The sequence below is a fragment of the Massilia genomosp. 1 genome (genome assembly GCF_011682185.1).
Lineage (GTDB): Bacteria > Pseudomonadota > Gammaproteobacteria > Burkholderiales > Burkholderiaceae_D > Telluria_A > Telluria_A rubra.
In genome coordinates, this window is record NZ_WHJF01000020.1 from 9,965 (window position 1) to 22,528 (window position 12,564).

At 61.3% G+C, this 12,564-nt stretch carries 13 protein-coding genes; all 13 read right to left on the reverse strand.

The window, feature by feature from the left end:
• Positions 1-8: 8 nt before the first annotated feature.
• The 13 genes from F1735_RS09865 to F1735_RS09925 all read right to left on the reverse strand — a co-directional run bounded on the left by F1735_RS09865 (position 9) and on the right by F1735_RS09925 (position 12,562).
• Positions 9-368, reverse strand: coding sequence for a hypothetical protein (locus F1735_RS09865; RefSeq protein ID WP_167236774.1), 360 nt, complete (start codon positions 366-368; stop codon positions 9-11).
• A complete protein-coding gene (locus F1735_RS09870; protein WP_167236775.1) occupies positions 368-1,336 on the reverse strand; it encodes a hypothetical protein in 969 nt (322 codons plus the stop codon). Before F1735_RS09870 ends, F1735_RS09865 begins: the two co-directional genes overlap by 1 nt.
• Positions 1,333-2,379, reverse strand: coding sequence for a hypothetical protein (locus F1735_RS09875; RefSeq protein WP_167236776.1), 1,047 nt, complete (start codon positions 2,377-2,379; stop codon positions 1,333-1,335). Before F1735_RS09875 ends, F1735_RS09870 begins: the two co-directional genes overlap by 4 nt.
• The gene (locus tag F1735_RS09880) at positions 2,376-7,553 is read right to left on the reverse strand and encodes a hypothetical protein (RefSeq protein ID WP_167236777.1); all 5,178 of its coding nucleotides are present in this window, start codon (positions 7,551-7,553) and stop codon (positions 2,376-2,378) included. Before F1735_RS09880 ends, F1735_RS09875 begins: the two co-directional genes overlap by 4 nt.
• A gap of 42 nt (positions 7,554-7,595) precedes the next feature.
• On the reverse strand, positions 7,596-8,057 hold the full coding sequence (locus tag F1735_RS09885; protein WP_167236778.1) for an HK97-gp10 family putative phage morphogenesis protein: 462 nt from the start codon (positions 8,055-8,057) through the stop codon (positions 7,596-7,598).
• Positions 8,058-8,393: a phage tail assembly chaperone gene (locus tag F1735_RS09890; protein ID WP_167236779.1), complete on the reverse strand. Its 336-nt coding sequence runs from the start codon at positions 8,391-8,393 to the stop codon at positions 8,058-8,060.
• A gap of 59 nt (positions 8,394-8,452) precedes the next feature.
• On the reverse strand, positions 8,453-8,902 hold the full coding sequence (locus tag F1735_RS09895; protein WP_167236780.1) for a hypothetical protein: 450 nt from the start codon (positions 8,900-8,902) through the stop codon (positions 8,453-8,455).
• Between the two features lie 106 nt (positions 8,903-9,008).
• Positions 9,009-9,461 (reverse strand): hypothetical protein, encoded by a 453-nt coding sequence (locus tag F1735_RS09900; protein WP_167236781.1) that lies wholly within the window; start codon positions 9,459-9,461, stop codon positions 9,009-9,011.
• A gap of 111 nt (positions 9,462-9,572) precedes the next feature.
• Complete coding sequence (locus tag F1735_RS09905) at positions 9,573-9,974, reverse strand: hypothetical protein (RefSeq protein ID WP_167236782.1); 402 nt, start codon at positions 9,972-9,974, stop codon at positions 9,573-9,575.
• The gene (locus tag F1735_RS09910) at positions 9,971-10,162 is read right to left on the reverse strand and encodes a hypothetical protein (RefSeq protein ID WP_167236783.1); all 192 of its coding nucleotides are present in this window, start codon (positions 10,160-10,162) and stop codon (positions 9,971-9,973) included. Before F1735_RS09910 ends, F1735_RS09905 begins: the two co-directional genes overlap by 4 nt.
• 51 nt (positions 10,163-10,213) lie before the next feature.
• Positions 10,214-10,564, reverse strand: coding sequence for a head-tail adaptor protein (locus tag F1735_RS09915; protein WP_167236784.1), 351 nt, complete (start codon positions 10,562-10,564; stop codon positions 10,214-10,216).
• Complete coding sequence (locus F1735_RS09920; protein WP_167236785.1) at positions 10,561-11,106, reverse strand: head-tail connector protein; 546 nt, start codon at positions 11,104-11,106, stop codon at positions 10,561-10,563. Before F1735_RS09920 ends, F1735_RS09915 begins: the two co-directional genes overlap by 4 nt.
• A 4-nt stretch (positions 11,107-11,110) precedes the next feature.
• Positions 11,111-12,562, reverse strand: coding sequence for an SGNH/GDSL hydrolase family protein (locus tag F1735_RS09925; RefSeq protein WP_167236786.1), 1,452 nt, complete (start codon positions 12,560-12,562; stop codon positions 11,111-11,113).
• Positions 12,563-12,564: the final 2 nt, after the last annotated feature.

A 12,564-nucleotide genomic window follows, 5' to 3' on the forward strand; every position in this document is an offset into this window, starting at 1 on the left:
GCGCGGGATCAGTCGATGATCGCGGCGGTGATGAAAAGGGCGTCAATGTCGGCCGGCGTCAGCTTCAGCATTTGCCGGATACCTTCGACCAGCCAGTGGTCGCGCCGCACGTTCTGCGCGTATTCAAGGTACGTGCGCGCCTGGTCGCCATCAGCGCCTGGCATCTCATCAACGAAAGCCTTCACGGCAGCCATGTGGCCAGCGGCGATCAGCGCCAGGCGCGCGTTCAGCATGGGCACGGATACCGGCACCACCGGCACAGCGGCGGCGGCCCGGTCCGCATGGACCTGCGCGATTTCTTCGTCGGTCATCGGGCGGGAAAACTCGCCGATGTCCTTATCCCAGCCGCAAACAATATATTCGTCCATCATGTCGCCTTTTTAAATCCGTAGACTTCAATACTTCCTTTGGACAGAAACTTTGCGGCGCTCCCGCTTACAAACAAGCGGAAACCACTAACGGCGCTGGAGCCAATATAAAAACCGGCAAGTGTTTGAATGAAAACGTTCCCACCCGCGCTCGAATTTACTTGAGATTCACCCTTCCACGCTTTGGCAGTGTTGGTCCCGTTTGCATTGAAAATTTCGATTACCCCACTCATGGATGCATTTTGAAGATAACCAAAACCATACCCAGAACTACCGAGGTTTGTAGCGGCAGGTGATGTATTGGTTGGGGTTACGAGTATTGAGTTGTATCTACTGTTTGCATCCACAACGCCAACGACCGCAAACCGCAAGTTGATATTCTCACCGCCTGCCAAAGACCCCTCCATAGTGCGAATTATGATTTTGTAGTTGTCATAAGTCGAGCTGAACACATTTAGAAAATCGACGGTCAGCGCGTTGTCAACTGGCACAACTGACGCAAGCAATACCATAGCTGTATCGTCGAGCAATGCGAGCGGGCCACTTCTATTCGGCATTTGGTATTCGCGTATGGTGCCAGGGCTAATCAGATCCGCCTTGAATTTGCCTTGCTTCGTATTATCAGCAGCATTCTTTACCATCGGATTCGCATCCGAGAATGCCGCCGTCACGCCGATGGTTGCGGCACTGTTTGCTGCCGCGATTCGATCCAGTCCGGTCTGCACGCGGTCGAGGCCGGTTTGCACGCGGTCCGCTGCGGTGGCAATCGCGTCGGCGTTGCTGGCGATTTCCTTCGCATTGACGTTCGCTTCCAGCGCGTTCGCCTGGGTAGCCCAGGTATTTAGCTGCGGCACCATCACCTGCTGCGCGGCGACGAACGCTGCGGCCTTCTCGTTGAACGTGGCCGGCGTGTCGGCGGCCGGGTTCGGCGCCGGCGGCAGCGGCGTGATTACTTGCGCTATTGTCATGTCAGTCCTCTAATTGAAATCGGGGCGTTTGCGCCGTTAAGTGATACAGGTACTTGCCACTGGTCCAGGTAGCCGTAGGTGATGGTCATCGATCGATCCGAGCACCCGATGAATACCATTTCGACGTCGGTGTATTCGGTGAGGAGTCGGAACGCTTCATCTTCAAAGCCCTGGGGAATTCGCACCTCGAAGTTGAGCCGCTTGGCATTGGCGCGCTTGACGACGGTGGTGTTGCCATATTTGTCCGTGGTCGGCGTGGAATAGCTGAGCGTCCCGCCCGTCAGCCCCCATTGCGTCAGGCCGATGGTCCGGGACTTGCCGACGAAGCAGCCGCCGATTGCAGCGTCCAGCCCGGCGTTGTCGACGGTGATCGTCAGGGTTGCAGCGCCGTACGGTGGGATGTCGTCAAAAACAACATCCCCCGACCGGATCGGCTCCTCGTAAAAAAAGTCGTACCAGGAAAGCACGTCATGCCGGACCAGGCTCTTGGTCGACGTGTAGCCGCTCACAGACTGCGAAACAGTCGCCTGCGCGCCCTCGACATTGAGCAGCGTGACCGTGTTCACCAGGCCGGGGATGATCGCGATGCTGATCGAGCCCGGCGCCACCGTTTGGCTGTTGAGAGCCTTGTCGAACAAATTCCATCGATTCGTCGCACTGCGCCTGAGCCACTTCGTGTCATTGGTGAGCGGGTTGCCAGTGTTGCCAGCCGCCTGCGACTCGTACAGGTCATGCACGCCGGCGGAAATGCTCGACACGATGTCGCCCAGGGCGTACGTGGCCGCCGCGCTGTACGACGCATAGACCGCGCCAAGCGGCTTCCACCAAGTCGGCGAACTGGCCGGGGCGTGCCCGGTATTGGACGCCTGCAGCCCTTGATAGACGAGCTGCATGGTGCCAGTCGTCACGCCCACCGTGGCGCCCAGGGCGTACGCGGTGCCAGGCGCATACTCTTGCGCCAGCGCCTCCGGCACCGAGCTGCTGACCAGCATTGCATCGGTAATCGCAACGGGCCGGATCATTCGGAAATCAGCGGTGCTCATGCCATCTCCATTCGCATTGCGTCGCCACCACTGGTGACCACTTCCAAGATGTCGGTCCCGCGCTTGGTATTCGCCGCCGTCTTGTCGAGCGGTTGCCGCAGGCTGGCCACCTCGACACGCAATGCGCGCATCTCGGCCACCAGCTCGGCATTGCCGCCGTCGCCGGCCAAGGCCTGCTCAAGCCGCAGGTTGTCGGCCTTCGGCACGATGCGCTCACCCTCGTGCAGCTGGGCGATCATGTCACTCGGTAGGTAGTTGGTGCCCACGGCAAAGCTCGGCAACGTCAGGCCGTGCTGGCCAACAAGCGAATTGCCTGTGTCGGTCAGGCTGCCCAACGTGCGCGCCCGGATTCGCGCCAAGTCAAAAGCGGTTGCTGCGTTGGCCTCGGCCAGCTCCAGCAGCCTTTGCGACAGCGCCGGCAGCATCTTTGCCGCTTCCTCGCTGCCGGCGCGGGCCTGCGCGGTCCGCATCGCAAACTCGGCCTGGGCGCCAGCAAGCGACAACGCACCGGTCCCTGCTGCCTCGCCACGGACACGTTTGATCTCGTCGAAGATGGCATCGGTCGCGGACTGCCACGCCGCCCGGAGCTTGTCAGCAGCCGCCTGCGCCTCGTCGGCGATTCTCTTCGTCTCGCGCGCATTGGCCTCGTCAGCCTCCTTCTTCGCCTGCTTGATCGCAGCGTCCGCTGCTTGGGCCACCTGCATAGCCTTGAGCTTGTCGTACAGATCGATCGTGGACTTTTCCATGCCTTTGGTCTCGAACTCGCGCAACTCGTCGGGCGTCATAGTCACCTTGCTCAAGGTGTCGATCTGGTCCTGCCAACCCTTGTTCGTCGATTTCAGCGCATCGGCCGCTGCCTTGGCCTCGCTCGCGATAGCGGCGTTGGCCTTGTGGGTGGTAAGGATGTCGTACAGAGCAACGGTCGATTCCTTCATCCCCGCGATTGCCAGCGCACGCACTTTGGTAGAGTCCGTCGTGAACGTGTCGATTTGATCCTGCAACACCTTGTTGGCCGCCGCGAGTTTGTCGCCATCTGTTTTGCTGTCCTGCGCCTTGTGGACCTGCTCCAGCATCCAGCGATTGCTCGGATCGACATCATCCAACTCCTTCGTGCGCTGCTTTTTGAGCAATGCTTCTGGCGTCAGCGTAAGTGAAGCGTACTCGTCCATCAGGCGCAGATTTTCGGTCGCCGCTTCCGCTGCTGTCTTTGCCACTTTCCCAATATTTTCCAATGCTGGCACGATTGACGCAAACGCCTCTTGCAGCGAGATGAGCCGGGTGTAAGTGGCCGCCTGGGTCGAATCGAGCAATTTGCCGTCGTTCGAGAAACTGAGGACGGCGGCCTTGAAGTCGTCGCGGGTCTTGACCGAGGCGAACCCCATCGCAGCCAGCTCCGACGTGACGAACTTTTGCACCGGCGCCAGACGTTCAGCTTCGGTCAAAAAGTTTTCGGCAAAGCCGCTGGCCACCTCGGCGAACTTGTCCATGCCGCCGGCGGCGGTGATTAAGTCCTCACGCGCGCGCAGGCTGCTCATGCCCGTTGCACCGAAGGTCATGCCGATCGACGCCAGGACGTGGTCGAGGGCTGAATAGTTCGCCGCGACCCGCACCAGGGTTTCGCCCATGCCCTCGCCGACTTTCTGAAACCCTTCGATCTGTGGAAACACCGCAGCGGTCACCTTGTCGAACGCGACGCTCACGCCGGCCGACAAGGCATCGACCAGGTCCTGGCCCTTGAGCTCGCGCGTGCTCACCGCGAAGTCGATGCCGATCTGGTTGATGGCTTTCGTCAGCCCAGCGCTGTCCGCGCCCAACTTCACGCCGGCGCCGACCAGCAGATCGCCCATGTTGTCGAAAATAAGCGTGAACGGCTTCATGGCCGAGTCTGCCAGCGCCTTGACGTTCGTGTTGCTTCTGGACGAATTGCCGTGGAACATCCCGCCATCACTCGTTTTCGTCACATCCTCGTACTGGGTTCCCTTGCCGCCGCCGGCGCGCAGCTGACCGAGCGTTCCCGAGAACTTAATACCGGTGTCAGTGATCGTCGTGCTTTTGTCCGAGCCAAAGGTGGATTTCGTCGCAGTGTTGGTCGTACCGAAAGCGCTGCCGCCGGTCAGGCCGGCAGTCTGAAAAATCCCTTTTGCGGCGCCGCCCAGGGACGACTCGATGTTACGCAGCGCAACCAGCATCGAATTCTGATAGCCCAGCTCGCGCGAGGAATTCTGTTCCATGATTTCCAGCGACTTCGAAATCGATTCCGACTTCGCCGTGTCGTCGCCCAGCACAGTGCCTGTGCCCTGGGTCTTCTGGCGTTCCTCAAACGTACCAGGCGCAGGCCCGCCGCCGCCAGTGCCGCCGAAGACGCCCATCGCGCCCATGAACGCGATGATCGCGGCGGCGCCCACAAAGCCCCAAATGCCCAGCTGCTCGAACGCCTTGGCGACACCAGCGGTCATCGACGCGCCAGCGCGCAGCAGCGAATTGCCGATCGAGCTCGTGGTCGACGTGGCATCGACCGCCGTTTCAGTGGCCTTGCTCGTAACGAACATGCTCGTGAGGGCCGACAGCAGCCCACTCTTTGCCAGCATGTTCTTGATGGCCATTGCCATTTCGTAGGCACGGAAAGCCTTCTCGGTCTTCTCCATCACCTTGTAGCCCGTCGAGTTCTCCTTGAAGAATCCCTTCGCGGCGCCGGCCATGTCGCCGTAGCTCTTTACCTGCGCCTGGGCGCTGGCCCGGCTGGCCGCAATTTCCGCCTTGGCGATCTTTTCGCGGCTGCTGGTCGGATCGGCTTTCACCGACGCCAGTTGCGCGGCGATCGCTTGCTGCTGGACTGCGTAGCCGGAAAGCGCCGTCGTCAGGCCACCGATGGCGGTGCCCACGCCGCCGAACGAGGCTTGCATGCCGGCTGCGGCATCGCGGGTTGCCGCGTCGACCGCCGTCAGAATGTCGAGCGCATCTTTGGCGCGCGCGGCATCGGCTGCCGTCAGCGTGTTCTTCGAACGGTTGACGTACCAGGTGTCGTATTGCGTTTGCAGCACGCGCTGCGCGTCGGTGCCTTCGCCAGCAAGGCGGATACGCTCGGCCCAGATGTCGGTGTCGATCTTGAGCAGCGCCGCTGCACGTGCAGCTGGGTCGTCAATCGACTCGGCAGCGAACTTCTTGTTTTCATCTTCCAGTTGGCGCGCGTATCCGAGTGCCTTCGCCTGGCCCATCGCGGCCTGCTCGACCGCCGTGCGCGCGACCACTTCCGCCTGCAGTCGCTCGATCTCTTCCTCGGTAATGATCTTGCCGGCCGTCTTTTCTTGCGCCAGAAACTTCTCGAGCGCGGTTTGCTGCTTCACGGCCACCATAGCGATCTCGCGCGCGTCGGCCGACTTCCCGGCCATTTCGTATTCGACAGCCAGAGCGGCGGCCGACTCTTGACGCGCCAGCGTGCTCTCACCGATATACTTTGCCACGTCCTTTTCGGCCTGCTGTGCCTTGACCGCATCCTCGGCGATCTTGTTGGCGGCCAGCTGGGCGACAGCTTCCGCCTTCAAGGTTGCAAGCCGGGCGAGATCAGCGGCCGACAAGTTCTTCTTGCTCCGTTCTTCCTCCAGGTGCAGTTTGATGGCGAATTTCTGGTTTTCCGTCGCGGCCAGGCCGGTGGCCAGTTCGGTTTCGTTCTCTGCGGTCTTGGCCTTGATCGCGGCCACCAGGGTCGTGAGGCTGGCCACCTCTTTGCTGGCGGCCGCCTCTCCCTTGGCGTGCGATTCTTGCGCCTGTTTGTTCAGCTTTTCCTGAACGATCAAGGCGTTCAGCACCTCGGTTCGCTGGGCCTTTTGCGCGTCCGTCATCGTCACAGTGCCGTCACGCAACTCGTTGTTCATTTTGAGAAGCAGGCGCTGGCCCTCCGTGAGCGTGCCGCCGGTACGGATTTCCATCCGCTGCACTTCAATTTTTTGCTGGATCGCCTTGGTGAGGGCGTTGTACTCCTTCTCCGAATCCTTGGTGACAGGCGTATTTGTCGCACTTGTCAGCGGCACGACGCCAGGAACAATAGCCGGCGCCGCCAGCTTGCGCACCGCGTTCGGATCACCCAGGCCGGTTTTGCTGGCGACAAACTGCATCATCTTGACGGTCGCAGAAGTGGCCGACTCGGCCACCGACGAAAACCATTGCGACGCCGATTGTCCCCATTCCTTGATCTGAGCACCAAACTTCGGCAGCATCGAGCCCGTGTTAAAAATGTCGTTGAAGGCCCCAACGATGGTGTTCTTCGAATTGAGGATCGTGATCGAGGTTTCCGTCATTGCCGGCGTGAGGCTGCTGGTCAAAAAGGAGCTGATCTGCGCCCACATGCCTTTTCCGCCTGGCAGGATCTCGTGCCAGATTTTGCCCAGGCGCACCACGGCGGCGGCCTGTTCATCCGTGGTGGTGGCGGACAGGTCGCTGGCGTGCGCGATGTCTTCCAGCACCTGGACCTGGCCTTCGAAGCCGGCCTTGGACGCGGCGGCGTACTTCTCGGCCTCGCTGGACATGTCGGCGATCTTTTTGGCAACCTGAATCGTCACGTCGTCGGTTTTCAACAGGGCGTTATTCGCATCGACAATGTCTACGCCGAGCTTGCTGAAAAAGGTGCTGCCGTCGCTTGCTGCGGCCTCCTTCATTTTCTCGCGCAGCTTGCCCATCGAGCCGCCGAATTCCTGCGCGCTCACGCCCGACCTCAAGGCGGTCGCCTCGAAGCGCGAAATTTGCGACGCGGCGACGCCTGTCGACACTGCGACGCTGGCCAGCGCGGCATCGGCATCGAGGCCTTTTTTCACCAGCACCGTGATGGCGGCCGCAGCGGCAGTAAGCGCCACGACGATGCCGATGCCGATCTTCTTCATCAGGCCGTCGGATTTTTCCTCCGTCTCGCCCATCTTGTCCTTCGTCTTGTCCAGCGCGCTATTGAACCCCGGCAGCATGCCGATCACCTTCCCAAAGGCGCTCGAAGCCGAGTCCGACAGCGAGCTGAAGGCGCCCTTTGCCTGACCGCCAACGTTCGAAAACATGGACTTGATGGAGTCCCACATACCCCCGACAGCAGACTTGATCTTGTCGAAAACGGACGCGAGGAAGCTCATGGAATCGGAACCGATCTTCTTGGCCGATTCCATGCCTTGCCTATACTTTTCGATGTTCGCCATCAGGTGAACTTCAATTCCGTGAACCATGCCCGCTCCGATCTTCTATTTCAAAACTGATTTAACTTCCTGCTCCACCAGTGCGATCGCATCCAATGTCCTGGCGTCCAGCGCCGGCCTGAGAAATGGCCTCGCCTTCATGCCAGGGTGATCGACTGCTTTGTACGACCGCCCGTTGAAGGTCAAGCGCCTTCCGCTCTTTGCTTCGATCCGGTGCGGGGCGGCGCCGCTGAACTCGACAAGATGCGCGTAGGCGATATAGACGCCGCCTGGCGCCGCGCCGCCCGCCGTGACGGACGCAAGCACCTTGGTCCCGACTTCCTTGATGCTGGCCCGGATACTGTCCCTGAGCTCCCCATGCTCGACCGGGCAGTTCGCCTTGGCCTGAGCCTCGATGAGCTGCGCGCTGGCCCACAGGCCGGCCGCCACGCCCGCTTGTATGGCGGTCGGGGAGTCGGTGAGGTAGGCCAGGAAGTCGTCCAGGCCGGGCGTTTCGGAATTTGCCATTTATCCCCCAAAAAAACTATTGAGCCTTCGGGCCTGGTCGCGAGCATCAAACTCGTTCAGCGCCGGCGAATCCTCGAACGGTGGCGGGCAATTTGGCTTCGTCGCGCGATGCGACTCGGCCAGGTAGTCGCCCGATAAGCGGCGCAAGAGGCGGGCCTCCCACGGCGCCAGCTCGACGCCGGCCTTGCGCTCCCAGGCTTCCATTTCTGCGAACGTCACCGGCCCGCTGCCCATTCCGGCAGGCATAGACGGGCCGAACTCGTACAAATAGTCGATGAGGTAGCGCCCGGCGTCCACGGGCGGCATGTCGATCGCGACCCCGGCTTTTTTCAGCAAGTCGAGCCGGGACGGCGCCCGACCATCCTTCGGCTTGTCCGAATCGTCGGGGACCGCGTTTAGCCAGGCTGCGTGCCGGACGAAGATTCCGAGGTCTTTGGCGAGACCTTCAAGAAGTTTCCCCGGTCACCCAGGTACTTCTCGGCATCGTCCGCGATGTGACCGATTTCGATATCGCCGTATGCGCCCTTGAACATCTCGTAGCCGCGCTTGTCTTCGTAGCCGAAGTTGTTGAACGAGACGGTCACCGACGCCAGGAACTCGGCGCGTTCGGCGATCTTGTCGTCGGCCGACTGCTTGCTCTCCGACTTGCCCTGCATGCGGCTGAACACGCGGTTGTTGTTGCGTTCTTCCGCCGCGTGCTTGGCTTTCTGGTACGGCTTCGAGCCTGGGCTGTGCAGCGTGATCGACAGCGGCAGGCCCGTGTCGTCGAACTGGGCCTCCCCGGCGGCGTCACGTACGATCATGTCGGCGGTTGCGGCGATGGCGAGTTTTTTCAGGTTGAACATGGTGATTCCTTTTTTCGTGGGTAGTTAAATGCCCGCGCCGGCCGCCGCGCCCACGATAGGCGACAGCGACCGGCCGGTGCTGGTGATGGCCGGATGGCCGTGAGGGTTAAACGGTGATGGTGTCGGTCTGGCGCAGCAGGGTGAACGCACCCAGAACCGTGTTGTTGCTGGTGCCCTGGTTCTCGACGAACTTCATCACCTGGGCGGTCCAGTAGCGGATCTTGGTCGCGTCCTGCTTCGTCAGCTTGAAGCTCGGCACGCTGTAGTTGTTCGCCGCCGCTTCAATGATGATCTGGCCGGCGTCGTTCTCGATCCAGGCGCATTCGAATTCCGCATTGGGCAGCTTGAACGAGCCCTTCTTCTCGCGGTCCTGGGCGTCGCCGACGGTCGCCAGCGTCGAGGTCTGGTATTCGCGACCCTTGACGCCGCCGACACTGGTGATGCTGCCCACTTCGACCCAGACCAATGCGCCGAAGCCGGCTGCTGTATGCGTTGCCGGGGCTGCCGTCGAGACGTACAGCTTGGAACCGGCGACGGTATCAAAATCAATTCCTGCCATGTGAAACTCCTATATAAAAAACCTGCCGAGCACGATTGCGGGCAGGCAGGTTGCAAAAACTGCGGTCGAAAAAAATGCCGCTCGCGGCGGCTCTTGTCGGAAAGATGAAAATCAGGTCGGCTCGATGTACGTCACCATGAAGTCGCGCGACTGCTCGAAAATCTTGGCAGCCGCGTCGCCCGTGTCGGGGCCGACCATGTCGCGCAGGACGCTGCGCACCTGGTATCCGCCGATCAGCCCGGTGTACACGCCGGCGCCGAGCTTGGCCGCCTTGAGCACGGCATTCTGCTGCGGGTAGGACGATGCGTACACCGTCACCTGCACGCGCGCGGTGACCAGGCTGTTGCCTGCCCGCGCAACCGTGTCTTGCTCGATGCGGCTGACCTCGCGGATGCCGATCGCCGGCACCGAACCCTCGGGAACGTCGCCGCCGACGATGCGCGCCGGCGCGACCAAGTCCGTTAGCGGGCTATGTCCGACCAGCAGCGCACGCATGATGGCGACGGCGCTCACTTTGCGGCCTTGTTCCTGGCGGGCCTGGTCAGCGACGCCGCTGCCGGCGCGGCCATCGCAACGCCTTGCTTGATGTGGTACTCAGCCAGGCGCACGCCGCGCGGGCTGTCCACGGTGTCGTATTCGGCGCCCTCGTCAAGCTGCTGCACGGTCACGCCGTCTAGCGAGCCCTGAACTGTTTCTGTCATCAGAAGTTTCATTGTTGGTCTTTTCCTCGTGTTTGAAGCCTTCGACTGTGATCAGCCATGTGTCGCGTACGCTTCGAGCATCCATTCGTCGTGGTCGCGGTCGTCCAGCGCCGCCGGACCCGCGATGATCTGCATGACCAGGTCACCGCGGCTGTGCAGCGTGACGCGCATCGCTGCCGTGATCGCGCTGTTCTTACGCATGCGCAGCCGGGCGCGCCGAAGCGATTGCGCCAGGCCGTTCGCGGTCTCTTCGCTGCGGCTGGGCAGCACGTCCTGCACGTTCGCCCAGTAGCGCACCAGCACTGGCACCCAGGTCTGCACCTCGGTCCCAAATTCTGGTTCGGTGATGTTGGCCAATTGCTCGATCGTGACCTTCTCGTTTTTCGCGAACGGTGCCGTCATCTATACACCCGGTATCGATCGAGAAATCGTGTCAGGCCCTCGTTGCGTTCTGTGCCGGCCGGGCCGAAAAATTCCTGCACTTTCGCCAGGATGTAGGCCTTGATTGCGAATGGCGTGTCGGCCGGACTGGCGCCATAACCACACACAAACTCGATACTGACCGCGTCGGTGCGCACGGCCGTGGCCGGCCAGCGCTGGCCCGGCACCAGCTCGATACAGCCAGGTTCAGACTCGCGATTGATGGTGTACACAGTTTCGGGCAACAGCTGCACGACTCCATCGGTATTCCTGTACGTCACCTTCGTGACCGACTGCAAAGGAGACGGCGCCAGGTCGATCACGTCCTGAAACGCCGCCAGCGTGACCGTGTGCGTTTGCGTGATCACAGCACGATTCATCTCGTGCTCTGCTTCCTCGGTGATGGCCCGCACCTGGATCTCGATAGCAGAGTCCAGGTCCGGGCCGTCTACGCGAGCCGCTATGCGGGCATCCTCGATCGATACCGCCATCGCCACCGGGGGGATTTTTAGTCTACTGGTCATGCTGCTATCCGATGGTGTTGATGTACGCAGTCATCGCGCGCGCCATCACTGTTTCGATAGCAAATTCGCTCGGGTGGAACTTGTCGAGGTTGTGGTTCATCGCCGGAATCCAGCGCTCTGGCATTGCGCCATCGCCAAGCCCTGGAAACGAGAGAACGCTTGCTCCTGCCACGGTGCCCAGCCAGGCATTGAATGCAACCCGGTACCCATCCTGCACCGCGTTGAGGTCGTTGTAGGGCAGCAAGGGAATGAAGCATACGTTCGCGATGCCGTTTGCACGGGCGAACCGGATAATTTCCATAGCCCGGCTTCGGTGGTCTGCAAACGTGCGCGCCAAGTTCGCAATCACATAGCCATCGTTCACCGATGCCGGATTGATCACCAGCACGTCGGGGATGATGCCGGCCGCGACCAGCTCTTGCGTCCGCGCCCAGTATTCCGCAGCGCCTTTGCTCGAGCAGCCCAAGTTCACATAGTTCACTGGCCGCGTTGGAATCGACGCGTCGGCGCAACCGCGAAAGCCCCACGAAGTGAAAATGCTGGGAACCAGCTGGTCGTTCTGGCCTGTCGAATCGCTCGCCACGACGACCGTCAGTGACGGCACGGCATAGTGAAAGATCGGGAAAATCAGGTGCGACTCGGAGCTAAAAGCGAGGTTGAGCCCTGGATTCGTGAGCGCATCGGCGCCGTAATTGAACGTCTGAATAACACGGCCCCGATTTTCAGGGGTTGCCGTGCGCATCGCCGTGGACGCCGCTACGAACGAGAACTTGCCGCCAGTGGCCGGATCATGGTCGATGCGAAAAACAGCGGCGTGCAGGCCTCCCGGCACGTCGACGCGCGGCACCGAATTGAGCGCGAGAATATCGGTGGCGGCAATCTGCGACGAGGTAACCGATGCCGGAACGGTTGCCGTCGCGGCGCCACCCCAGGTCAGCGGGAAAAATCCGTTGATGCTGCCAGCCGGGGCCATCACGCCGTGCGTGGCACCATTGATCACCGGCTTGCAGAAATTGGCCTGCACATTCGTGGCGATCGTTTCGGTTACGCCGGCGATCGCGCGCAGACCGGTGATGGCGTTGTTGGTCAAATTCACATAGACCAGCTGCACCGCGTAGAACGGCGCTTCGGCAACGCAGGTCAGGCCGTAGGTAGCGCGATATCCGGAGGCGGCCGTCACAGGCCCGCCGAAGGTCACGCCCGCGATGGCACCGCCAAACCACTTCGCAGCGCCTTTGATGCTGCCCATCGAGAAGCGCTTGGCGCGACCGTTGACGTCGAGCGTCACGGCCGTGGCAACTGGCGCTACAGTCGGCGCCGGAACGTATGGGATACCGCCGGCAAGGTCGGTGGTCGCCATCTTTGCGGCCACCAATCCGGCCTCGGTGCCAGACCCCAAAACAACGATAGCGTTGGCGGGATAGCCAGCGTGTGCGCAAAGAAGGCGAATAGTCATGG